This is a genomic window from Pseudomonas sp. B23(2017), assembly GCF_002113725.1.
Classification (GTDB): Bacteria; Pseudomonadota; Gammaproteobacteria; order Pseudomonadales; family Pseudomonadaceae; genus Aquipseudomonas; species Aquipseudomonas putida_Z.
The window spans coordinates 34,357-57,056 of record NZ_NEJM01000009.1 but is presented as its reverse complement, the minus strand read 5'-3'; the positions used below and the strand labels follow the sequence as shown (position 1 = coordinate 57,056).

The following is a 22,700-nucleotide window of genomic DNA, read 5'->3' as shown; positions in this document are numbered from 1 at the left end:
GCATTCATGTTTCAACGCCAATCTGGAAACGTTAGTGCTCTCACCCTGCATGCGCTAGAGCTGATAGATTGGCCACAGAGTTCCATCTGGTGAACGATCGAACATGGAAGACCTGAACGATCTGTATTACTTCGCCCAAGTCGTCGAGCACGGCGGTTTCGCGCCGGCCGGGCGGGCACTGAACATCCCGAAATCGACACTCAGCCGGCGCGTCCTGCAGCTGGAGGAGCGCCTGGGCGTACGCCTGCTCCAGCGTTCCACCCGACACTTTTCGGTGACCGAGACGGGCCAGGAGTTCTTCCAGCATTGCAGGGCCATGCTGGTGGAAGCGGAAGCGGCCCGATGGGTGGTCGAGCGCACCCGCGCCGAGCCCCAGGGCACCGTCCGCATGAGCTGCCCGACAACCCTGCTGCATTACCGGGTTGGCGGGCTGGTCAGTCGATTCATGGCCGAAAACCCGAAAGTGAAGGTGCACCTGGAACCCACCAACCGCCGTGTGGATGTATTGGGCGAAGGCCTCGACCTGGCGCTGCGGGTGCGCTTCCCGCCGCTGGAGGACAGCGACCTGGTCATGCGCACACTGGCCAGGAGCCCGCAGCGGCTGGTCGCAAGCCCCTCGCTGGTGGAGCGGCTGGCGCTGCAGCTGCCCGTCGAACCAGAGCAGCTGGGTGAGCAGCCGAGCCTGGATTGGGGGCCACCCAGGGACCACATCTGGCAACTTGAAGGGCCCGACGGCGCGCATGCCGAAATCCGCCACACGCCGCGCTACATCACCGATGACATGAGCGCACTGCGGCAGGCGGCGCTTGACGGTGTAGGCATCGTGCAATTGCCGTTCATGGTGGTTGACCAGGACCTGGAGAACGGCCGCTTGGTGGAGCTCAACCCGCAATGGGAACCGCGCTGCGGCATCGTCCATGCGGTGTTCCCTTCCCGCCGCGGCCTGTTGCCCTCAGTGCGCAGCCTGATCGACTTTCTGGCCGAACATATTTGGGAATGACCGGCGCTATGTCGGCGCCTGGCCGATGTCAGGCCGGGGCCGCCTTGCGGCCCTTCGCGGGCACGCCCGCTCCCACAAGTTCGGCTGCGCTGTCGCGTAGAGAACTGAATTCGCAAGCAATCCGCGTCACCCTGTGGGAGCGGCTTTAGCCGCGAAGAATCCAACGCGCTGCATGGCACCGGCTGCGCCGGTGTTCGCGGCTAAAGCCGCTCCCACAGGGGCCCTGCTAATTCAACGAGTTATGTGCAGTTCTAGGAGAGCGGGCTTGCATGACCAAGCATCATCCCTTCAGCGGGCCTGTGCGTCGTCGCCAACGCACATCACGCAATCAGAACAGGCTGATCGGGTAATCGACGATCAGGCGGTACTCATCGGCACTGGAGTTGCCGCGGGTATTGCCGGGCGCGGTATAGCCATCACCCTCGCGGTGCGTTGCCCAGCGCAGGGTCAGCGACAGGTCCTTCGCCGGGCCGGCTGGGACCTGGTACTTGAGGGCAAGGTCGCGTTCCCAGTGCTTGGCGTGCTTGCCGTCCGGGTTGTAGATATAGCCATAACCGACGCTTGCTGGGTCGACACGGGTGAGGTCGGCCTCGCCCCGGGTATAGGCCGCGATGAACTGCAGCGCAGGCGCCCCCAGCGGCGCCAGGCTGGTTTCGTACTGCAGGCGCCAGGACTTTTCACCGGGGCCGTTGAAATCGGCAAATTGCTGGGAGTTGCTCAGGTAAAGGAAGACACGGTCGTTCTGCGTGATGTAGTCGAACGGCGTTCGGCCGTCGACCTTCTGCAAGCCCAGGGTCAGGGTCTGGCCATAGGCTGTCGCCGAGATGCCGGCGCTGTAGGTGTCGTTATCGATGTCACCCAGCTGGCTGCGCCCTTGGTCCCGGGTCTTGAAGTAGTGCAGGTAGGGTTTGAGCAGCAGCGCATCATTGACCCGAAACACCTGCGAAACCCCCAGGTAATACTGATTCCAGATGTCTTCCAGCTGGCCGCCATAAACGGTCAGCTGCAACCCTTGCGGCCGGCCATACACCGCGCCAAGCCAGCCGGTATGAGGGCTTTCGCGGTCCGCCGCCACACCCGCGCTGTTGCGCGCGCCATAGGCGGTGACCAGGTGGGAGTGGCCGCTCTGGTTGCGCAGCCGGGTAGATTCCACGAACCCGGCATCCAGCCACAGGTCGTCGATGCCATGGTTCTTCAGGGTGACGCCACGATACGTCTGCGGGAACAGGCGGCTTGTGCCGCTCGCCACCACCGGGTTCTCGACCAATTGGTCGCCGGCCTTCACCAAGGTGTCGAGGTACCTCAGCTTGAGCGCCGCGCCGGCACTGGAAAACGTGTCACCCGGCTTGAGCGATGAGTCCAGCGGGAGCAAGCCAGCGCCGCCACTTCCACCGCCGCCATCGAGCTTGATGCCGAGGAAGGCGTGCGCATCCACGCCCAACCCGACAGGCGTATCGGTGAAGCCCGAGCGGAACGAAAACAGAAAACCCTGGGCCCATTCGGTCGGGTCGCGGGGTACCAGGTCAGAGTGGTTATCGCGCTGGAAATAGTAGTTCCTCACCAGCGCATCCAGGCGCGCGCCTTCGACCAGCCCGGGCGGGATGCCCAGTTCCACGGCCTGCCGGTCATTGACACCGGTGAAGATGTTGTCCTTCTGGCCCAGGGCGTTGTCGGCCTGGGCAGGCGCCGCAAGCACCAGGCCAAGCCCCAACGGGCAAAGCAGCAGGCGCCGATTCGCGTCGAGGGTCGCCATCGTCGTGCACCTCATGCCCGCCAAGGGATGGTTGGCGCAGTCAGGCGCGGCCCGTCAAAGCCAACCACCTCGCCGAACCTGGCACTGCCCTGCTCCCACTCGCGCTGGGCCTGGACGATCTCGGCCTTGCTGTGGCCGACGAAGTTCCACCACAGGAAGATCTCTTCCTCGAATGGCAAGCCGCCCAGCAAGATGGCACGCGCGCCGGCCGCAGCCTGCAGATCGAGCACATCCAGGCCACGGCCCAGGTAGGCCAGCTCATTGGCGCTGTAGTCCTCACCGTTGATGCGCCATTCGCCGGTCAGCGGCAGCACGCCGTATTCGAAGCGGGTATCGAGCTCAAGCCTGGCGTCCACCGCTACATCGGCAGCCAGGTCCAGCCCCAGCAATGGCGAGAAGATGCAGGTGGGTGCCTTGTAGGCCCCATATGCCCCGGCCAGCAGCGTCAGGCACAAGCCATCCGACTGCCAGCGCGGCAAGCCGGCGTGGTGGGTGAAAGCCGGCGGGCGCTCACGCGCGGCCTCGGGCAGTGCAATCCACAGCTGCACGGCATGCAGCCGGTCCTGCCCCGGGAGCGACTCCTCGCTATGGGTGATTCCGTAGCCCGCGGTCATCAGGTTAACCTCGCCCGGGCGAATCACCTGGGTGTTACCCAAGCTGTCGCGGTGCAGCACTTCGCCCTCGAGCATCCAGGTAAAGGTTTGCAGGCCGATGTGCGGGTGCGGCCCGACACGCAAGCCATTTTCCGACGCGAAGATCGCCGGGCCGGCGTGGTCCAGGAAGCACCAGGCGCCAATCATCCGCCGCTGGCGCGACGGCAACAGCCGGCTGACAGGGATGCCACCGCCAACTTCGGCACTACGCGAGGTGATCCGCTGGATCGCCCGCACGCCGTCGCTGATCGGGCAATCCCTGGACAGCGACAGCTCACTGTGGGTCTCGTGTGTACTCATGTGCTGCTCCTCTACCGGCAGCTGGCAGGCGCAACGCTGCGCCTGGCCTCATCCAACCAGCTTGCTGGCGATGATGATTTCGCCGCTCAACACCTTGTGAATGGGGCAGGCATTGGCAACTTCCAGCAAGCGCGTGCGTTGCTCTTCGCTCAGCGGCCCGCTCAAGCGAATGTCACGAGCGATCTGGATCCGAGGTTCGCGCCCCAGTTGTTCCTGCTCGATGCGGATATCCACATCGATGGCTTGCAGCGGCATTTCCTTGCGCTGTGCGTACATGGCAACCGTGATGGAAGTGCAGGCGCCAAGGGATGACAGCAACAGCCCATGGGGTGACGGCCCGACATCCCCGCCGCCTGCCGCCGCATCAACATCGCTGGCCCACTGGTGCAGGCCATCTGTCACGTTCACCTGGTACGCCACGCCTGCAAACGAAGCGCGGATTGCTCGCTCTGACATTGAAACTCCTGATTGACGATTGCCTGTGGCCACCCTGCTGCACAGGCTGCAAAGCTTGAATGATAGGTGCACGACGCAACGGACGGTAGGTGATGAAATGCGCCGCAGCGTTCTGCCTGGTGAACGCTGCGCCCGGTCAAAGGCGCTACGCCGACCGCTCGAACGCCACCGCAAGAAAGTCGATCAACTCCCGCACCGCAGGCGTCAGCCCCCGCCGCGAAGGAAACAGGGCGATTACCTCGCCCATCCTGGGTACCCAGCTCTCCAGCACGTTCAGCAAACGCCCGGCGGCCAGGTCATCCTTCACCATATCCGCTGGCAGCAGCACCACGCCCACGCCCGCGAGCGCGCCCTGGTACAGCACCGCGATATCGTCGGAGACCAACCGTGGGCGGAAGCGAATGGACGCCACCCCGCCTTCGGGGCCGTCCAGGTCCCAGACGTACTCCTGAACATTCGCCCCCCAGCCAAGGCTGGGCAGTTCAAACAGGTCGGCAGGCTGCAGAGGGCGGTCGTACTGCGCCAGCAAGCCGGGCGAAGCCACCAGGCACTGGCGGCTCTGTGCCAGTTTGCGCATCACCAGCTCGCTGCTTTCCAGCGGTTGATGGCGCACGCTCAGGACCAGGTCGAAGCCCTCGCCGATCACATCGACCCGCCGGTTGTAGCTCTTCACCAGCAACTCCACCGCCGGGCATTGCACCATGAACTGCCCAAGCATCGGCGCCAGCCGTGCATCCAGCAGCGAGGTGCTGCAGGCCAGCCGGACAATGCCGCTGGGCACGGCGCGGCTGCGCTGGATAGCGTCCTCGGCAGCAAATGCCCGATCGACCATCGACATACAGTGATGGTAGTACTCCAGCCCCACTTCGGTGACCGCGAACTGCCGGGTGGAGCGCTGGATCAGGCGCACTCCCAGGCGGTCCTCCAGATTGGCGACTCGCCGGCTCAGCCGCGACTTGGGCAGGCCGAGCGCGCGCCCGGCCGATGCGAAACCGCCACACTCGACCACCTTGGTATACAGGTACAGCTCATTCAAATCGAACATCATGCTCATCGCCCACCCCCAGCTATTCGAGAATGGTCACGGTGGCAGTGGTCCCCGCACGCAAGGGTGGCGCATCGGCACTGCGCTCCAGGCGCAGCCGTACCGGGATCCGCTGGGCAAGCTTGACCCAGGTGTAGCTCGGGTTGACGTTGGCCAGCAGGCGGTTGCCCGGCTGGTTCTCGCGGTCGGTAATGGCATAGGCAATGCTCTCTACCGTGCCCTCCAGCACCTCGCCACTCATCAGGGCGATGCGCGCACGGCTGCCCACCTTGATTTTCGGCAACTTGGTTTCCTCGAAATAGCCACTGACGTGGAACGACGAACTGTCGACCAGCGCCAGCAGCGGCATGCCCGGCTGGGCATAGTCGCCCTGGCGGGTCAGCAGGTTGGTCACGTAACCGCTGACCGGGGCGCTGACCCGGGTGCGTTCCAGGTCGAGCCGGGCCTGCTGCAGCGTGGCCTCGGCGAGTTGCACGTTGGCCTGTGCCAGGCCGAGGTTGGACTGTTCGCGCAGCAGGTCGGCCTGGGCCACGGCCACGTCGGTGCCGGCCTTTTCCCATTCTTCGGCAGAGATTGCCGACATCGATTGCAGCTTGCGTCGGCGTTGCTCTTCGCTGCGCCGCTGCTTGAGCTGCGCCTCGTTGGCGACGATGGCGGCCTGCGATTGCCCCAGCGCCGCACGCGCGACTTCGACGGCTCGCACGGCATGCAGCACGGCCAGCTCGTAGCGCGCCGGGTCGATCTGCAGCAGCAGGTCGCCCTGCCTGACGAACTGGTTGTCCTGCACCGGCAGCTCGATGATGCGCCCTGCCACCTCGGCCGACAGGGTCACCACATCGGCCCGCACACGGGCATCACGGGTCCAGGGCGCACGGGTGTAGTAGTCCCAGGCAAACCAGCCCAGCACCACCGCAAGCGCCAGCACCGCCAGGGTCACGGCCTTGGCAAGAACAGGTTTCAACACAGGCATATTCAGGCACTCGCTCCCATCGACAACACCAGCGCCGCGCAGATCGCGGCATACAAGGCGCCCTGCAACAGCGCCGGGTGCCACACACGCGCCAGCACGCCACTGCGCCGCAACAGGGCGTCCAGCACCAGGAACAACAGCAACCCCAGCAACAACGCCTGGGCAATCGGCGGCAGGTAGACCCCGCCAAACTCGAAATCAACGGGCATAGGCGCCCTCCTCCTCAGGCAACGTCTGCGCTGCCAGCACCGGTCGATAGCGCTGCAGCAGCTGGCCGGCAACCGATAGCGCGACCCGCAGGATGAACAACTGCCGCAGCGTCTCGCGGCCCGCCTCGGCTTGTGCCTGGTGCAGCGCATCGAGGGTTTCGGCAAGCTCGGCCAGCTCGCGCAACAGCCCGTCCACATCCACCCGCCGGCGTGCACCGATCAGATCTGCCATCTCCTGCAACCCTAGGCGCAAACGCGCCCTCGTGCCTTCAGGCAACACCGTGAGGTTGACGCACTGGGCATGCGCCTGGCCCAGCGCAATGGCCAACGCCGGGCACACCAGGCTGCAATCGAACAACTCCCGGGAGCGCGCATCAGTGGCGGCGGGCAACAGGCCGATCATCGCCGACAGGCGGTCCAGCATGCGGCTCTCGAAATCGAACTGACGCGCCACGCTGGCAGGTGCCGTCACGTACTCATGCACATCCTCGCGGGTCTGGCGGAACAGCCGGGCCATGCGCTTTTGCGGGTTGAACGGGAACACCAGGGCGAACACCACCATCGCCAGCCCGCCAGCCGCCGCATAGCCGCCGGCAAACTCGAACCACTGCATGGCACTGTTGTGGTAGGCGCCGACATTCTGCGGCCCGATCATCAACAGGCTGATCAACCCGATGCCCATGCCGATGCCCGCGGTCATGGGGCTGGCCAGGCCGACGGCCGCCAGGTACAGCAACGGCACCAGGCACACGGCAAGCATTTCGAAATCGGTGAACATCGGCAGCAGGGCAAACTGGTACACGGCTGACAACAGCAGCGCGACCAGCAGGCCACGGTTGTAGTTCTGGCTGGCCAGCAACGGCCGCGGCAGCGTCGCCATCAGCGAGCACATGACACCGATCAGGATCACCCCGGAACGCGCGCCGTCCCAGGCCGTTTCGATCCACAACCAACCGGCGAGAAACAGCGCCAGGAAGGCCCGCACGGCGTTCATGCCGGCCAGGCGGAAGTCCAGATGCAGCGCGCTGGCCTGCCCTTGGGCATGGGGGCAACTGGCGCCCCTGCCCTGCTGGATCGCCTCGTTGAGCTCGATCAGTTCATTCAGCTGCTGCAGCAGGCGCGCCTGCTCCCAGCGCAGGGCCCAGGCCAGCGAGCGCATGCGCGGGGGCAAGGGCTCGTCGAGAAACTCGACCCGGTCAGCGGCGGCGTCGAAGCGCTGGTACAGGTGGTGGATCGCTTCGCGGCGCTGCGCCGACAACTTCACGCCGTCACGGGCCAGTGCCTCCAGGTTGTCCAGCTCGTCCTGGCGCAACAGCTGGATTTCTTCTGGCAACGGCCCTTGCCAGTGCTGCTTGATCAACTCGCGCTGTTGGCGCAATACCAGCAGGCGCGACACCAGCAGCACCAGTTGGTTGGCCAGCAGCTGCACCAGCCCATCGGCGTTGCGCAGGTGCGGCGCATCGAAATAGAGATGGCGGCGCAGGCCTTCCAGCGCACTGATCTCGCTGATCAGTTGCGCCTGCCGCTGGTGCAGCGCGGCTTCGTCCTCTTCGCTGCGCACCACCTCGGCGGCGTGCCGGGCGATCAGCTTGACCAGGCTATCGACCTTGCTGAAGTAGCCCTGCGCCACTGCCTGTGGGCGCGCGCTCAACAAACTGACCACGGCCACGCAGGCCACCGCCAGCAGGGTTTCGGTCAACCGGGTGATGGCCAGCAGGAGGATGCCGTCCGGTTCCGGCACGGCCAGCATCGCGACCACCACGGCGGTAAACCCGCTGAGGACGAAGGCATGCGAGTCTGTATAGCGCAGCAGCGTGCCGCCCGCCGTGCAGAACGCCAGCCACAGGGCCAGGCAGACGATGAAAGGCATTGGCGCCTGGGGGAACAAGGCCATGATCACCACCGCCATGGCCGCCCCCGCTGCAGTGCCCAGTACCTGGGCGAAACTGCGCTTGAGGGTCATGCCGGCCAACGGCAGGCTGATGATGATCACGGTCATCAGCGCCCACTTCGGTTGTTCCAGGTCGAAGATGAACGCCAGGTAGAGGCACAACAGGCCTGCAACGATGGTACGCAGCGCGAAGAACAGCACCCCACGGCCAGGGTTCAAGGCCATCTTGAAATAGGAAATCAGTGGAGCCATCCGGCACCTCGGGACACGGCCAGGGAGCCGCGCATGGGCGCATGGCATTCCGGGCCGGGTTGATTCATGAGCTGGAGGCGTCTCTGCGCATCCGCGAGCACACCCACATTACCGTTCAAGTGCGCGAGTCGAGCAACCGTAAGATATATAAGCAGATTAACTGACGACAGGTTGGGTACCGCCCTGCTCGAGGCGCAGGCACCGGCGGCACAAAACTGATGTGTGACACCAGCGATCGGGGAGCCATGCACGCGCATGGCGCCCCGGCCGGATTACTTCGACAGCTTGCTGAAGCTGGTCATCAGGTTACGGTAGTCCGGGATGTGGTTGGAAAACAGCGTGCCCAGGCCTTCGATGTCGTTGCGCCAGTCGCGGTGCAGCTCGCAGGCCACGCCGAACCAGGTCATCAGCTGCGCGCCGGCGGCTTCCATCCGGCGCCAGGCCGAATCACGGGTCAGTTCGTTGAAGGTACCGGAGGCATCGGTGACCACGAACACATCGAAGCCTTCCTCCAGGGCCGACAGTGCCGGGAAGGCCACGCAAACCTCGGTCACCACACCGGCGATGATCAGTTGCTTCTTGCCGGTGGCCTTGACCGCCTTGACGAAGTCTTCGTTGTCCCAGGCATTGATGTTGCCCGGGCGCGCGATGTACGGCGCGTCAGGGAACTGCTCCTTGAGTTCGGGCACCAGCGGGCCATTTGGGCCGTTCTCGAAGCTGGTGGTGAGGATGGTCGGCAACTTGAAGTACTTGGCCAGGTCCGACAGGGCCAGCACATTGTTCTTGAAACGGTCGGGTTCGATATCCCTTACCAAAGAGAGCAAACCCGTCTGGTGATCCACCAGCAGTACGGCGGCGTTATTCTTGTCCAGTCGCTTGTATTGAAAGGCCATGATGTTTTCCTTACTCGGGTTGGATGCGTTTGGTATGACTTCGCCCAAACAATGGCGCCCCGGTAAGATAACCAGCCAGGCAGAGCCGTGACAGGCTGACATCCGCAACACAGCGTCCCATTTCGGGAACAGCCACCCTGGCACTGCGCGAACCCCTGTAGGAGCAGCACAAGGCTGCTCTCATAGAACTGCACATGACTCATTGAATTAGCAGGGCCCCTGTGGGAGCGGCTTTAGCCGCGAACACCGGCGCAGCCGGTGCCATGCACCGCGTTGGATTCTTCGCGGCTAAAGCCGCTCCCACAGGGTACGAGGATCGCTTGCAAATTCAGTTATCTGTCGCGCAAGGCCGCGGGGTTGGGGCTTCAGCCCAGCAACTGGCTCAATACCGCACGCAACTTCCCCGGTTTGACGGGCTTGTTCAGCAACGGCGCACCGAGCTTGTTCAAGGAGCGTCGGCACTGATCACTGCGGTCGGCAGTGATGATCACCGCGGGAATGGCGGCGCCGAAATGTTCACGCAAGTGCCTGACCACCTCGCAGCCGACAACACCGTGGTCCAGGTGAAAGTCCGCCAGGATCAATTCCGGTGCCCGCCCCTGCAAGGCCAGCAAGGCCCCGGCCTGGTCGGTCGCGGTAACCACTTCGCAGCCCCACTGCCCGAGCAGCGCGCCCATGCTCTCGAGGATGCTCACTTCGTTGTCCAGTACCAGCAGGCGGCGGCCCGGCAACGGGTTGCCGGCGCCCGGCTGCGGCGCGGCCTGGTGGATAGGCAGCGGCATGGATTCGCCGATCGGCACGTCGATGCTGAACATCGAGCCACGCCCCGGCCACGAACGCACCTCGATGCGGTAGCCGAGAATCTTGGCGATCCGCTCGACGATGGCCAGCCCCAGGCCCACGCCCTTGCGGTCAGCGGCGCGGCCTACGTCCAGTTGGTTGAACTCGAGGAAGATGGCCTGCAGCCGATCCGCCGCGATGCCCCGCCCGGTATCCCACACCTCCAGGCGCAAGTGATCGCCGCGGCGCCTGGCCCCCAGCAGGATCCTGCCCTCGTCGGTATAACGGCAGGCGTTGCTGAGAAAGTTGCGCAGGATACGCGTCATCAGCCGCAGGTCGGTACTGATGGCGTAGTCGCCAATGCGCGCGCGCAGCTTCAGGCCTGCCGCATCGGCCACCGTGCGAAACTCCGAGACGAGTGGCCCGAACAGTTCGTCGAGGCGGTACAGCGCCACGTCCGGCTTGACCGCCGCCTGGTCGAGCCGGGAAATGTCCAGCAGGTCGGTCAGCAGGTCTTCGGCACCCTCCAGGGCCTGGTGGGTACGCTCCACCAGCACCTTTTCCGCGTCTGGCAATGGCCTTTCGCGCAAGGTCGAGATCAGCAGCCGCGCGGCATTCAGCGGTTGCAGCAGGTCATGGCTGGCGGCAGCGAGGTACTTGTCCTTGCTGCGGTTGGCGGTTTCCGCAGCGTCGCGGGCATCGCGCAGGGCGCGGGCAATCTGTTTGCGCTCGGCAATCTGCTGTTGCAGGTTGCGGTTGGCCTCCAGCAGTTCATCGGTGCGGGCGGCCACCCGTTGCTCGAGTTCGTCATTCAGTTGCTGCAGGCGCTGCTGGGCCAGCTTGCGTTCGGTAATGTCGGCGACAAACCCTTCCACCAGCCCTTCCTGGCCGGGCTTGAGCAACAGGTTCATCAGCACATCGAGGTGGCTGCCATCCTTGCGCCGCAAGCGGGTTTCATAGCCGTGCAGGCTGCGTTCACGGGCGAGGGTCGCGGTGATGGCGTGCAACTCTTCGGCCCCGCCGACAAACAGGTTGGCGGCAAGGTCCGTCAGCGGAAACAGCAACGCTTGCGGGTTGTCGTAACCCAGCATGCGTGCCAACGCCGGGTTGGCGGCACGCATGCCGTCTTGCAGGCTGGCCTGGAAAATCCCGTGCACGGCGTTTTCGAACAGCCACTTGTAGCGGTTGCGTTCGGCCTCCAGTTCGTCCAGGCGCGCCGCCAGCTCCGGGTAATGGCTCTTGCGCGCCGAGTGGTCGCCCAGCCCCAGCAGCCCGGCCAGCGCCCGTTGCTGCTCGTCAGAGGGCCTCGCCATAGACCACCTCGACATCACGCTGGCTCGACGCACGCGGGTTGGTGAGGATGCACGGGTCATCCATCGCATGTTGCGACAGGAACGGGATATCGGCCGTGCGCACCCCATGCAGGCCCAGGGTTTCGTGGAAGCCGATGGCATGCTTCAGGGCGATCAGGTGCTCCACCAGGCGCGCGCAGATCTGCCGGTGGTTGAGGCCGCGACAGTCGATACCCAGCACTTCGGCAATCACCTTGAAACGCTCCGGTGCCGAGCTGTAGTTGAACGCCACCACGTGCTCCACCAGCACCGCATTGCACAGGCCATGCGGCAGGTCGAGGAACCCGCCCAGGCTGTGCGACATGGCGTGGACCGCACCCAGGATCGCATTGGAAAACGCCAGCCCCGCCTGCATGCTGCCCAGCATGATCTTCTCGCGCAGGGCGATATCGGTGGGGTTGGCGATCATTTCCACCAGGTTGCCGTTGATCAGGCGCATGGCCTCCAGCGCGTGGGGGTCGGTCAGCGGGCCGTGGCCGGTGGAAACGAAGGCTTCGATGGCATGCACCAGCGCATCGATACCGGTGCAGGCCGACAGGAACGGGTCCATGCTCAGGGTGGTTTGCGGGTCGATCAGCGACACGTCCGGCACCACCGCCTTGCTGACGATGGAGAACTTCATGCGCTCCTGCTGGTTGGAAATGATCACGAACTGCGACACGTCCGCCGAAGTGCCGGCCGTGGTCGGGATCAGGATCAGCGGCGGGCTGGGCACGCGGATCATGTCCACGCCTTCGAATTCGAGGATGCTGCGCCCGTGGGCGACCACGATGCCGATGGCCTTGCCGCAATCCATCGGGCTGCCGCCGCCGACCGCGACGATCACATCACAGTGGTTCTGCCGGTATATCTCGGCACCGAGCATCACCTCTTCGACCCGTGGGTTGGGTGATACGGCGCTGTACAGGCAGTAGTCGATGCCCTGGGCCTGCAGGCTGGCCTCCACGTCTGCCACCCAACCGGCGGCAATCACACCGGGGTCGCTGACCACCAGCACCTTGCGCGCACCGAAGGTCTTGGCGTAATTGGCGACATTGTGCCGGCAGCCGGCACCAAAGATGATCTCGGGTGAAACGAACTTGCGAAGCGGGCTGAAACTCTGGCTCATCGGTAAGCCTGTTCTTATTGTTCTGGAAGGTAACCGCCAGCGTAAAGCATCCCGTAGCGAAAGCAACCAGACCAAAGCGTGACCACGGCTCATTCGATCCAGTACTTGGCACGGGCCACCTCCAGGAACGCCAGGATGTCCTCGTCGAGCCCCGGCACACCGGGGAAGCGCTGTGCCAGGCGGTCGATGACAGCCGCCACGCTGCGCTGGCCGTCCAGCAACTCGAGCACCCAGCCGGCACTGGCATTGAGCTCGATGATGCCCTCGGGGTACAGCAGCACATGGCACGCCTGACGCGGCTCCCAGCGCAGGCGAAAGCCCTTGCGCAAGGCCAGGGCTTGTTCGCGATCGATCAGGTTCACAACAGGCTTGCTCAGTGAAGAACCGGCCATCGCGGTGATGGCCGGACAGGCATCAACGATTGGCGAAGTACATCGTCACTTCGAAGCCGATGCGCAGGTCGGTAAAGGCGGGTTTAGTCCACATGGGGCATTCCTCTTCTTGGTGCCGGGCGATTCCGGTAGAGGCATTAATGCACGAGGGGCGGCGGGGCCGAATGCTACTTTGGGACAGGTTTGCGGGGTGCGTTGGTAGGAAGGCAGCGACAAGCCGAGGAGTAATGTGTTGCTGTGCTGGCCTCATCGCCGGCAAGCCAGCTCCCACAGGTACTGCACAAGGTTCAAGGTCCATGCAGTACCTGTGGGAGCTGGCTTGCCTGCGATGGGCTGCAAAGCAGCCCCCGAGGCCATCCCAGGTTTTAGAAGAAGCCCAACGGGTTGATGTCGTAGCTCACCAGCAGGTTCTTGGTCTGCTGGTAGTGATCGAGCATCATCTTGTGCGTCTCGCGGCCCACTCCGGACTTCTTGTAGCCACCGAACGCGGCATGCGCCGGGTACAGGTGGTAGCAGTTGGTCCAAACGCGCCCGGCCTTGATCCCACGGCCCATGCGGTAGGCACGGTTGATGTCACGGGTCCACAGCCCCGCGCCCAGGCCAAACTCGCTGTCGTTGGCGATCGCCAGGGCTTCGGCTTCGTCCTTGAAGGTGGTCACGCCCACCACCGGGCCGAAGATCTCCTCCTGGAACACGCGCATCTTGTTGTTGCCCTTGAGCAGGGTCGGCTGGATGTAGTAACCGCTGGCCAGGTCGCCGTCGAGCCGCTCGGCAGCGCCACCGGTGAGCAACTGCGCGCCCTCCTCCCGGGCAACCTGCAGGTAGGAAAGGATCTTGTCGTATTGCTGCTCCGAGGCCTGGGCACCGACCATGGTCGCGGTGTCCAGCGGGTTGCCACGGGTAATCCTGGCGATCTTCTTCATCACCTCGGCCATGAACGGCTCGTAGATCGACTCCTGGATCAGCGCCCGCGACGGGCAGGTGCACACTTCGCCCTGGTTGAAGAACGCCAGCACCAAGCCTTCGGCTGCCTTCTCGATGAACGCGGGCTCGGCCTGCATGATGTCTTCGAAGAAGATGTTCGGCGACTTGCCGCCCAGTTCGACGGTGGACGGGATGATGTTCTCGGCCGCGCACTTCATGATGTGCGAGCCCACCGGGGTGGAACCGGTGAAGGCGATCTTGGCGATGCGCTTGCTGGTGGCCAGGGCTTCACCGGCTTCGCGGCCAAAGCCCTGGACGATGTTCAGCACGCCTGCCGGCAGCAGGTCGGCGATCAGCTCGGCGAAAATGGTGATCGACAGTGGCGTCTGCTCCGCCGGCTTGAGCACCACGCAGTTGCCGGCGGCCAGGGCCGGAGCGAGCTTCCAGGCGGCCATCAGCAGCGGGAAGTTCCACGGGATGATTTGCCCGACCACACCCAGCGGCTCGTGGATATGGTAGGCCACGGTGCCTTCGTTGATCTCGGCGGCGCCGCCTTCCTGGGCGCGGATGCAGCCGGCGAAATAGCGGAAGTGGTCCGCCGCCAGCGGCACATCGGCGTTGAGGGTTTCGCGCACGGCCTTGCCGTTGTCCCAGCTTTCGGTAACGGCCAGTACTTCGAGATTCTGTTCGATGCGGTCGGCAATCTTCAGCAGCACCAGGGCGCGGTCCTGCACCGAGGTCTTGCCCCAGGCCTCGGCAGCGGCATGCGCGGCGTCCAGGGCCTGCTCGATGTCCTGGGCGCCAGAGCGCGGGAACTCGGCAATCGGCTGGCCGTTGACCGGCGAGCTGTTGGTGAAATACTGGCCGCCCAGCGGCGGCACGAATTCACCGTTGATGAAGTTGCCGTAGCGTGGCTTGAAGGACACGATGGCGCCTGGGGTTCCGGGTTGTGCGTAGATCATGCTGAGCCTCTGCGGGTCGATGCCTGTCCGGCGACAGGCGATGGGCCGATGGTAAAAAGCCCCGCCTGCCGGGCGAATGCATCGTTGGCAGCGGGGCTCTCGTCATTTGGTAGTAGGGCCGCTTGCCGCAGGGTCTGCTGCAGCAAGCGGCGGGTTATCGGCTTAGCGACTGGCGCTTGCCGTTTGCAGCTGCTTGGGCAGCTTGAAGGTCCAGAGCATGCCGCCCTGGTTGAAGTCCTTGACCCGCTTGGCCACTTCGCCGCCCCACAGCGGCACCGCGCCGCCCCACCCGGAAACCACCGAAACGTACTGTTCGCCGTCCATTTCCCAGGTCACTGGCGAGCCGAGCACGCCGGAGCCGGTCTGGAACTCCCAGACCTTGTCGCCGGTCTTGGCGTTGAACGCCTGCAGGAAGCCTTCCGGCGTGCCGGTGAACACCAGGTTACCCTTGGTGGTCAGCACCCCGCCCCACAGCGGCGCGAAGTTCTTGTGGCGCCATACTTCCTTGCCGCTGACCGGGTCGATGGCGCGCAGCACGCCGATGTAGTCTTCGTTGAGCGGCTTGATGGTGAAGCCGGCGCCAAGGAACGCCGCGCCCTTCTTGTAGGCGATGCCTTCGTTCCAGATGTCCATGCCCCACTCGTTGGACGGCACGTAGAACAGCCCGGTGTCCTTGTTGTAGGCCATCGGCATCCAGTTCTTGGCACCGAGGAACGCCGGCGCCACGAACACCGAGCTGCCCTTGGCCTCGCTACCCGGCGCCCCCGGCCGGCTGGCCTCGTTGTAGATCGGCCGGCCGTCCTTGTCCAGGCCGGTGGCCCAGGTGATCTTGTCGACGAAGGGGAAGCCGCGGATGAACTTGCCGTTGGTGCGGTCCAGCACGTAGAAGAAGCCGTTGCGGTCAGCGGTGGCGGCGGCCTTGACCTCCTTGCCGCCGTCCTTGTAGTTGAACGAGATCAGCTCGTTGACGCCGTCGAAGTCCCAGCCGTCGTGCGGCGTGCTCTGGAAGTGCCACTTGATGGTGCCATCGTCGGGGTTCAGGGCCAGGCGCGACGAGGAATACAGGTTGTCGCCCGGGCGCAGGTGCGAGTTCCACGGTGCCGGGTTGCCGGTGCCGAACAGGATCAGGTTGGTTTCCGGGTCGTAGTAACCGCCCAGCCAAGGCGCCGCACCACCGGTCTTCCACAGGTCGCCGGGCCAGGTCTTGCCTGCCTCGCCGCCGGAAATGCCGTTTTCGATCGCCTTGCCGTCCTTGTACACGTAGCCCATGTGCCCTTCCACGGTCGGGCGCATCCACAGCAGCTCGCCGTTTTCCGGGTTGTAGGCCTGGATCTTGCCCACCACGCCAAACTCGCCGCCGGCAACGCCGGTGATCAGCTTGCCGTTGACGATCATTGGCGCGGCGCTGATGGAGTAGCCTTCCTTGTGGTCGGCCACCTTCTTGCTCCATACCACCTTGCCAGTGTCCTTGTTCAGCGCCACCAGCTTGGCATCGAGGGTGCCGAAGAACACCAGGTTGCCGTACAGCGCCACGCCGCGGTTGATCACGTCGCAGCACGGGCGAATGTCATCGGGCAGGCGCGCATCGTATTGCCACAGCTTCTTGCCGGTACGGGCGTCCACGGCGAACACCCGCGAGTAGGAGCCGGTCAGGTACATCACCCCGTCCTTGACCAGCGGCTGGGCCTGCTGGCCGCGCTGCTTCTCACCACCGAAGGAAAACGCCCAGACCGGCCGCAGGTCCTTGACGTTGTCGGTATTGAGCAGGTTCAGCGGGCTGTAGCGCTGGCCCTGCACGCCCAGGCCATTGGTCACGATCTGCTGCGGGTTCTTCGGGTCCTGGAGAATTTCTTCATTGCTGACAGCGGCGTGGGCTGCACCGGCAAGCAGCATGGCGCTGAGCACCAGGCTCAAGGCGAACACGGGACGACGTGTGGATCGGGTCATGACGGCTACCTTTGGTTTTTTTGTTGTATCCGGGAAAACTTCCCGGTGTGTCGGGAATTCTTGGTCCCGACCTGCTTGCCAACAATTGCCCGCAGTGCGGAATTTTCTAGTTCCTTGGTATCAGTGAACTTGCGCGGCCCCCTGTAGGAGCGGCCTTGTGTCACGAAAGGGGCGCGAAGCGGCCCCAGGATTTGTGCCCATGGCTGAAATTGCCGGGGCTGCCTTGCAGCCCTTTCGCGACACAAGGCCGCTCCTACAAGGACCGTGTCAGCCCTTGCTGTCCACGCGCCGCAGCTGTTGGCGTTCGTAGCGGGGGTACAGGTGGCTGACACTGCGAATCAGCTCGTATCGGGTCAGGCTGATATCGGCAAACCGCTCGGGTATCGGGCTGCGGATCATCTCGGCCATGTCATCGCCACGCACCGCGCCGTCACGCATCAACCCATCCAGCCAGCCCAGGTAATCACGCATCTGCGCAAACGGCCGGGCATCGCTGGCCAGCGGTCCGTGACCGGGTACCAGCTGCTTCCAGGGCAGCGCTTGCAAGGTGTCCAGGTCCTTCAGCCACACCTCCAGCCCCGGGCTGTTGGGCGTGGTCAGCGCGCGCTCGTGGAACACCAGGTCGCCGGCGAACAGCACGCCGGTGTTTTCATCCAGAATCGCCAGGTCGGCACCGGTATGCCCGCCCAGCGCCAGCAGCCGCAGGCGGTGGCCACCCACCTCGTGAATACCCGGCTCCAGCACCCGGGTCGGCAGCACCACCTCGGTACCGCGCATCCAGTCGCCGACCAGGCGGTACATGTTCTCGGCCATGGCCTCGCCCTGCTGGCGCAACAGCTCGCCGGTACCGGCCAGGGCGCCGATGGGCACATCGGCAAAGGCTTGGTTGCCCAGCACATGGTCGGGGTGATGATGGGTCAGCAGCACTTCGACCACCGGCTTGTCGGTGGTGGCGGCAATGGCCTGGCGCAAGACTTCGCCGTAGCGTTTCGACGGCCCGCTGTCGATCACCACCACCCCGCTGTCGGTGACGATGAACGCGGTGTTGACGATATTGCCGCCGTTGTCCTTGGCGAAATTGTCGGTGCTGCCCTCCAGCAGCCAGGTGCCCTCGGCGACCTGCCGGGGCTTGAGCCGATAGTCCAGGTCTGCCCAGGCCGGCAGGCCCAGGCACAGCAGCAACAGCAGAATGCAACGCATGACGGGCGCCTCTGGTCAGGGATGGAGTCGGGCAGCGCGTTCAGGGCACTGCTGCCTCGAACTGGTTGCCGCTGTTGTCCTGCAACACCAACCGGGTCGGCCCGGGGCCCTGGATGTCGAAGCCCAGGTTGGGGTTTTCGCTGACCGCCGGGTACAGTTCCAGGCTGGCCAGGCGCTGGCCGTCCGCGCCTTGCAGCTCGGCATGGTTGAGGAAGAATTCGGGAATGCCGCTGACCAGGCCGTTGTCCATCGGGTGGGCCACCTGCAGGCGCAAGCGGCTGCTGTCGCCGCGCGGGTAGCGCCCGCCCAGGACTTCACCGAGGTGCTCTTCCCAGCCGGGCTGGGTACGTACCACGCTGGGCGCGGTACAACCGCCACCAGCGGCATCGATCAGGGCCGAGCCGACGTGCCACAGGCCGTCGCGCGTCAGCACCGCAGCGCGCAGCGGTGTGGCCTGCTCGATGCGGATGCGGATCGACAACCATGGCAGCACGCGCTCGCCGGGCTGGAAGTCGACAATGCGCGGCAGCGGGTTGAGTTCGGCCCAGGCGAGAATCCGCACCACCTCGCCGCTGAACGCCCGGGCGTCGATCTCCAGCGGCACCTGGCGGGCGTCCTCGGCAAATGGCGGCGCCAGCAGCTTGACCCGGTCATCGAATACGAATGCGGCCTGGCCCAGCAGCTGCTTGTGGTAGAAGTCCCACATCACCGACGGCACCGGGTCCTTTTGGCTACCTGGCTCGCTGGCCAGGGCTTGTGCGGCCCAGGGCACCCAGCAGGCCAGCAGGAAAGTCGCTCGCCAGTTCATCACCTACTCCTTTTGATCAACGCAAACCTGGCTGACAGTGCACGGTCCTTGTGGGAGCGGGTTCACCCGCGAACACCGGCGAAGCCGGTGCCATATACCGCGTCGCATTCTTCGCGGGTGAACCCGCTCCCACAGGGGGATGTGTTGCTTTTACAAACTCACAAGCCTGCGAAGCTTGTTACTGATACATCTCCGGCACCTGGTAACGCAGGCCGTAACTGGCATAAATCGCCTTCATCCGCCCATCACGAATCAACACCTCAAGCGCTTCCTCCACCGCATAGGCCAGCTGCCGGTTACTTTCATGCACCGCCATGCCGATCTCCCAGGCCTGCTTGCCAAGGTTCGGGTAGGCGTTTTCCGCCAGGGCCAGTTGCGGGTCGGCGGCTTGGTGCAGTTGCCAGTCAACCTCGCCGCGCATCGCCATCACCGCGTCCACCTGGCCGGCCTGCATGGCACCGAAGGCCTGCTGCACATTGGGGTAATGATGGGTCCTGGCGCTGAGCATGCCGTTGAACACGGAAGTCAGGTAGAACGACGGCACGCTGTCCACCTCGACCCCGATCGGGTGCTGCTGGAACACCGCGACACTGGCCACCGAGGCCAGGCGGCGACGATCGTAGGCGACCTGCCAGCGCTCCTCCTGATAGGGGCCGAACATCACCACCTGGGCGTTTTCCAGCTCGCCCACCTCATTGCGCCGCTGCGCGTAGGCATGGTCGTACGGCACCCGCATCATCAGGTCGGCCAGTTGCTGGTGGCGCAGCGGGCTGCCACGCCAGATATAGTCGCGCAGATCGTCGTCGAGCTTCTCCCCAGGTGGCGCCCAGATCAGCTGCAAGCGCACCCCCAACGCCGTGGCCAGGGCCTGCGCCAGTTCCACGTCGACACCGCGCGGCTGGCCGTGGTCCTCGAAGCTGTAGGGCGCAAAGTCCTTGTACACCGCCACCTTCAGTTCGCCAGCGGCGATGATCGCGTCGTAGCTGCGCACCTGCGCCTGCGCCGCTGCGCAACACAGCAGCAGGCCGCTCAACAGCACCGCCAACAGACGCATGGCCGTCACTCCTCGACGTGCACGCTGTCCAGGTAGGTGCGCACCGCCCACAGGGCCTCCTGGCTCAGGTAGTCGGCCATTTTCGGCATGTACACCCGGCCGTCGCGGACCGCACCATGGCGTACACGCTCGACGAACCATTCATCCCCGGCCTCGCCGGCATCGAGCATGCGCAAATCCGGGGCGATGCCCCCGGACTTGGCCTCCAGGCCATGGCAGGCGGCGCAGTTCTGGTTGTAGGCCGAGGCACCGATTTCCACGGCCTTGTCGTGCTCGGGAGAGCTGCGGTACGGGTTGACCGCCGCCCAGCCATCGCCGTCCAGGGTTACGCCAGCGTCCTTGATCGGGGTCAGGCCCTGGGTTTCCACGGCCTGGGGCACCACATTGCCATGTGCCCAGGCCGTGCCGGTCAGCACCGCACTGGCAAGCAGCCCGGCAGCCAGCAAGACGTTGCGTTTTGTTGTCATTTTTATGCCCTCACGATTGCACGCAAGGCCTCAACCACAGAGGCCGTGGCGCCATCTTAGAAACAGCCCGCAAGCGGCCGAATGCTGCTTTGGTGGCCGCGCCTTACTCCCTTGGTAGTAGGGCTTGTGGCGAAGGGCCAAATGAGGTGCCCTGCGGGAACTATTCCCGGCAAGGGCGGGACATTTTCCGTATCCGGCGACGCCCGCCGCGTCCCACCCTGTGCAGGCCAAAACCTCCACTGGGAACTGCAACCATGACAACAAGAACGCTACCCGCCCTTTCCCCTCTGGCCCTGAGCGTGCGGGCCTTGCTGCTGGCCGGTAGCCTGGCCCTGAGCAACGCGGCCATAGCCGCCACCGCCCCAGCCGCACCTGCCGGCAAGAACGTGACCTGGGAAGACATCGCCAACGACCACCTGACCACCCAGGACGTGCTGCAGTACGGCATGGGCACCAACGCCCAACGCTGGAGCCCGCTGGCCCAGGTCAATGACCAGAACGTGTTCAAGCTGACCCCGGCCTGGTCCTATTCCTTCGGCGACGAAAAGCAGCGCGGCCAGGAATCCCAGGCCATCGTCAGTGACGGTGTGGTCTACGTCACCGGCTCCTATTCGCGGGTGTTCGCCCTCGATGCGAAAACCGGCAAGCGCCTGTGGACCTACAACCACCGCTTGCCGGACAACATTCGCCCCTGCTGCGATGTGGTCAACCGTGGCGCGGCGATCTACGGCGACAAGATCTACTTCGGCACCCTCGACGCGCGGGTCATCGCCCTCGACAAGCGCACCGGCAAAGTGGTGTGGAACAAGAAGTTCGGCGACCACGCCGCCGGCTACACCATGACCGGCGCCCCGGTGCTGATCAAGGACAAGACCAGCGGCAAGGTACTGCTGATCCACGGCAGCTCCGGCGATGAATTCGGCGTGGTCGGCCAACTGTTCGCCCGCGACCCGGACACCGGCGAAGAGGTGTGGATGCGGCCCTTCGTCGAGGGCCACATGGGCCGCCTGAACGGCAAGGACAGCACGCCGACCGGTGACGTCAAGGCACCGTCCTGGCCGGACGACCCCACCACCGAAACCGGCAAGGTCGAAGCCTGGAGCCACGGCGGCGGCGCGCCTTGGCAAAGCGCCAGCTTCGACCCCGAGACCAACACCATCATTGTCGGTGCTGGCAACCCCGGCCCCTGGAACACCTGGGCGCGCACCTCGAAAGGCGGCAACCCGCATGACTACGACAGCCTGTATACCTCGGGGCAGGTCGGCGTCGACCCGAGCACCGGTGAGGTGAAGTGGTTCTACCAGCACACGCCCAACGATGCCTGGGATTTCTCCGGCAACAACGAACTGGTGCTGTTCGACTACAAGGGCAAGGACGGCAAGCTGGTCAAGGCCACCGGCCACGCCGACCGCAACGGCTTCTTCTACGTAGTGGACCGCAGCAACGGCAAACTGCAGAACGCCTTCCCCTTCGTCGACAACATCACCTGGGCCAGCCACATCGACCTCAAGACCGGGCGCCCGGTGGAAAACCCCGGGCAGCGCCCGGCCAAACCGCTGCCGGGAGAAACCAAGGGCAAGCCGGTGGAGGTCTCGCCACCCTTCCTTGGTGGCAAGAACTGGAACCCCATGGCCTACAGCCAGGACACCGGCCTGTTCTACATCCCTGGCAACCAGTGGAAGGAGGAGTACTGGACCGAGGAAGTGAACTACAAGAAGGGCTCGGCCTACCTGGGCATGGGCTTTCGCATCAAGCGCATGTACGACGACCACGTCGGCACCCTGCGCGCCATGGACCCGAGCACCGGCAAGCTGGTGTGGGAGCACAAGGAGCAGCTGCCGCTGTGGGCCGGCGTGCTGGCGACCAAGGGCAACCTGGTGTTCACCGGCACCGGCGACGGCTTCTTCAAGGCCTTCGACGCCAAGACGGGCAAGGAGCTGTGGAAGTTCCAGACCGGCAGCGGCATCGTCTCGCCGCCAATCACCTGGGAACAGGACGGCGAGCAGTACATCGGCGTGACCGTGGGCTACGGCGGCGCGGTGCCGCTATGGGGTGGCGACATGGCCGAACTGACCAAGCCGGTGGCCCAGGGTGGTTCGTTCTGGGTGTTCAAGATCCCCAGCTGGGACAACAAGACTGCACAGCGTTGACTGCATGAGTTGACGCATCACTGGGGCTGCGATGCAGCCCATCGCCGGCAAGCCAGCTCCCACAAGTACAGCGCAGGTCTCAAGGGTTGCGCAGTTTCTGTGGGAGCTGGCTTGCCGGCGATGGGCCGCAAAGC

The 22,700-nt window shown here is 64.7% G+C and carries 20 protein-coding genes; 2 read left to right on the top strand and 18 right to left on the bottom strand.

What is annotated here, in order from left to right; all coding sequences use genetic code 11:
• Positions 1 to 103: 103 nt before the first annotated feature.
• Complete coding sequence (locus tag CAG46_RS15875) at positions 104 to 1,000, top strand: LysR family transcriptional regulator (RefSeq protein ID WP_085616145.1); 897 nt, start codon at positions 104 to 106, stop codon at positions 998 to 1,000.
• Positions 1,001 to 1,328: 328 nt separating this feature from the next.
• On the opposite strand, the gene CAG46_RS15870 is transcribed toward CAG46_RS15875, so the two are convergent.
• From CAG46_RS15870 to pedF, 18 genes are all read right to left on the bottom strand, one after another.
• Complete coding sequence (locus CAG46_RS15870) at positions 1,329 to 2,753, bottom strand: OprD family outer membrane porin (protein WP_085616143.1); 1,425 nt, start codon at positions 2,751 to 2,753, stop codon at positions 1,329 to 1,331.
• Between the two features lie 11 nt (positions 2,754 to 2,764).
• Positions 2,765 to 3,706, bottom strand: a complete 942-nt coding sequence (locus tag CAG46_RS15865; RefSeq protein ID WP_085616141.1) for a pirin family protein — start codon at positions 3,704 to 3,706, stop codon at positions 2,765 to 2,767.
• 48 nt (positions 3,707 to 3,754) lie between these two features.
• Entirely contained in the window at positions 3,755 to 4,162 is a 408-nt protein-coding gene (locus tag CAG46_RS15860; protein WP_085616138.1) for an OsmC family protein, read from the bottom strand.
• A gap of 145 nt (positions 4,163 to 4,307) precedes the next feature.
• Positions 4,308 to 5,207, bottom strand: a complete 900-nt coding sequence (locus CAG46_RS15855) for a LysR substrate-binding domain-containing protein (RefSeq protein ID WP_025339543.1) — start codon at positions 5,205 to 5,207, stop codon at positions 4,308 to 4,310.
• Between the two features lie 22 nt (positions 5,208 to 5,229).
• Positions 5,230 to 6,168: an HlyD family secretion protein gene (locus tag CAG46_RS15850; RefSeq protein WP_025339544.1), complete on the bottom strand. Its 939-nt coding sequence runs from the start codon at positions 6,166 to 6,168 to the stop codon at positions 5,230 to 5,232.
• A gap of 11 nt (positions 6,169 to 6,179) precedes the next feature.
• Positions 6,180 to 6,386: a DUF1656 domain-containing protein gene (locus CAG46_RS15845; protein WP_085616136.1), complete on the bottom strand. Its 207-nt coding sequence runs from the start codon at positions 6,384 to 6,386 to the stop codon at positions 6,180 to 6,182.
• Complete coding sequence (locus CAG46_RS15840; protein WP_085616133.1) at positions 6,376 to 8,529, bottom strand: FUSC family protein; 2,154 nt, start codon at positions 8,527 to 8,529, stop codon at positions 6,376 to 6,378. Before CAG46_RS15840 ends, CAG46_RS15845 begins: the two co-directional genes overlap by 11 nt.
• Before the next feature lie 272 nt (positions 8,530 to 8,801).
• On the bottom strand, positions 8,802 to 9,422 hold the full coding sequence (gene ycaC / locus CAG46_RS15835) for an isochorismate family cysteine hydrolase YcaC (RefSeq protein WP_046613875.1): 621 nt from the start codon (positions 9,420 to 9,422) through the stop codon (positions 8,802 to 8,804).
• 365 nt (positions 9,423 to 9,787) lie between these two features.
• Positions 9,788 to 11,515, bottom strand: a complete 1,728-nt coding sequence (locus tag CAG46_RS15830; protein WP_085616131.1) for a NahK/ErcS family hybrid sensor histidine kinase/response regulator — start codon at positions 11,513 to 11,515, stop codon at positions 9,788 to 9,790.
• On the bottom strand, positions 11,499 to 12,662 hold the full coding sequence (gene ercA / locus CAG46_RS15825; RefSeq protein ID WP_025339550.1) for an alcohol dehydrogenase-like regulatory protein ErcA: 1,164 nt from the start codon (positions 12,660 to 12,662) through the stop codon (positions 11,499 to 11,501). The genes CAG46_RS15830 and ercA overlap by 17 nt, the downstream gene beginning before the upstream one ends.
• A gap of 89 nt (positions 12,663 to 12,751) precedes the next feature.
• Positions 12,752 to 13,024 (bottom strand): pyrroloquinoline quinone biosynthesis peptide chaperone PqqD, encoded by a 273-nt coding sequence (gene pqqD / locus CAG46_RS15820; protein WP_025339551.1) that lies wholly within the window; start codon positions 13,022 to 13,024, stop codon positions 12,752 to 12,754.
• A 52-nt stretch (positions 13,025 to 13,076) separates the two neighbouring features.
• A complete protein-coding gene (pqqA, locus tag CAG46_RS15815; RefSeq protein ID WP_003253598.1) occupies positions 13,077 to 13,148 on the bottom strand; it encodes a pyrroloquinoline quinone precursor peptide PqqA in 72 nt (23 codons plus the stop codon).
• Between the two features lie 271 nt (positions 13,149 to 13,419).
• Complete coding sequence (locus tag CAG46_RS15810) at positions 13,420 to 14,940, bottom strand: aldehyde dehydrogenase family protein (RefSeq protein WP_025339552.1); 1,521 nt, start codon at positions 14,938 to 14,940, stop codon at positions 13,420 to 13,422.
• A 162-nt stretch (positions 14,941 to 15,102) separates the two neighbouring features.
• Entirely contained in the window at positions 15,103 to 16,887 is a 1,785-nt protein-coding gene (gene pedH, locus CAG46_RS15805) for a PQQ-dependent alcohol dehydrogenase PedH (RefSeq protein ID WP_025339553.1), read from the bottom strand.
• Between the two features lie 267 nt (positions 16,888 to 17,154).
• Positions 17,155 to 18,087: a quinoprotein relay system zinc metallohydrolase 1 gene (locus tag CAG46_RS15800; RefSeq protein WP_085616129.1), complete on the bottom strand. Its 933-nt coding sequence runs from the start codon at positions 18,085 to 18,087 to the stop codon at positions 17,155 to 17,157.
• 40 nt (positions 18,088 to 18,127) lie between these two features.
• Entirely contained in the window at positions 18,128 to 18,895 is a 768-nt protein-coding gene (locus CAG46_RS15795) for a quinoprotein dehydrogenase-associated SoxYZ-like carrier (RefSeq protein WP_085616127.1), read from the bottom strand.
• Positions 18,896 to 19,073: 178 nt separating this feature from the next.
• Positions 19,074 to 19,949: an ABC transporter substrate-binding protein gene (locus CAG46_RS15785; RefSeq protein WP_085616125.1), complete on the bottom strand. Its 876-nt coding sequence runs from the start codon at positions 19,947 to 19,949 to the stop codon at positions 19,074 to 19,076.
• Positions 19,950 to 19,954: 5 nt separating this feature from the next.
• Positions 19,955 to 20,416 carry a cytochrome c-550 PedF gene (pedF, locus tag CAG46_RS15780; RefSeq protein WP_046613884.1) on the bottom strand — a complete coding sequence of 154 codons (462 nt, stop codon included), beginning with the start codon at positions 20,414 to 20,416 and terminating at the stop codon, positions 19,955 to 19,957.
• Positions 20,417 to 20,670: 254 nt separating this feature from the next.
• On the opposite strand from pedF, the gene exaA reads away from it, so the two are divergent.
• A complete protein-coding gene (exaA, locus tag CAG46_RS15775; protein WP_085616122.1) occupies positions 20,671 to 22,566 on the top strand; it encodes a quinoprotein ethanol dehydrogenase in 1,896 nt (631 codons plus the stop codon).
• The last annotated feature ends 134 nt before the right edge of the window (positions 22,567 to 22,700 follow it).

Coding starts and splice junctions, on each gene's coding strand:
- CAG46_RS15875 (WP_085616145.1), top strand. CDS start 104: ATGGAAGACCTGAACGATCTGTATTACTTCGCCCAAGTCGTCGAGCAC.
- CAG46_RS15870 (WP_085616143.1), bottom strand. CDS start 2,753: ATGGCGACCCTCGACGCGAATCGGCGCCTGCTGCTTTGCCCGTTGGGG.
- CAG46_RS15865 (WP_085616141.1), bottom strand. CDS start 3,706: ATGAGTACACACGAGACCCACAGTGAGCTGTCGCTGTCCAGGGATTGC.
- CAG46_RS15860 (WP_085616138.1), bottom strand. CDS start 4,162: ATGTCAGAGCGAGCAATCCGCGCTTCGTTTGCAGGCGTGGCGTACCAG.
- CAG46_RS15855 (WP_025339543.1), bottom strand. CDS start 5,207: ATGTTCGATTTGAATGAGCTGTACCTGTATACCAAGGTGGTCGAGTGT.
- CAG46_RS15845 (WP_085616136.1), bottom strand. CDS start 6,386: ATGCCCGTTGATTTCGAGTTTGGCGGGGTCTACCTGCCGCCGATTGCC.
- CAG46_RS15840 (WP_085616133.1), bottom strand. CDS start 8,529: ATGGCTCCACTGATTTCCTATTTCAAGATGGCCTTGAACCCTGGCCGT.
- ycaC (WP_046613875.1), bottom strand. CDS start 9,422: ATGGCCTTTCAATACAAGCGACTGGACAAGAATAACGCCGCCGTACTG.
- CAG46_RS15830 (WP_085616131.1), bottom strand. CDS start 11,515: ATGGCGAGGCCCTCTGACGAGCAGCAACGGGCGCTGGCCGGGCTGCTG.
- ercA (WP_025339550.1), bottom strand. CDS start 12,662: ATGAGCCAGAGTTTCAGCCCGCTTCGCAAGTTCGTTTCACCCGAGATC.
- CAG46_RS15810 (WP_025339552.1), bottom strand. CDS start 14,940: ATGATCTACGCACAACCCGGAACCCCAGGCGCCATCGTGTCCTTCAAG.
- pedH (WP_025339553.1), bottom strand. CDS start 16,887: ATGACCCGATCCACACGTCGTCCCGTGTTCGCCTTGAGCCTGGTGCTC.
- CAG46_RS15800 (WP_085616129.1), bottom strand. CDS start 18,087: ATGCGTTGCATTCTGCTGTTGCTGCTGTGCCTGGGCCTGCCGGCCTGG.
- CAG46_RS15795 (WP_085616127.1), bottom strand. CDS start 18,895: ATGAACTGGCGAGCGACTTTCCTGCTGGCCTGCTGGGTGCCCTGGGCC.
- CAG46_RS15785 (WP_085616125.1), bottom strand. CDS start 19,949: ATGCGTCTGTTGGCGGTGCTGTTGAGCGGCCTGCTGCTGTGTTGCGCA.
- pedF (WP_046613884.1), bottom strand. CDS start 20,416: ATGACAACAAAACGCAACGTCTTGCTGGCTGCCGGGCTGCTTGCCAGT.
- exaA (WP_085616122.1), top strand. CDS start 20,671: ATGACAACAAGAACGCTACCCGCCCTTTCCCCTCTGGCCCTGAGCGTG.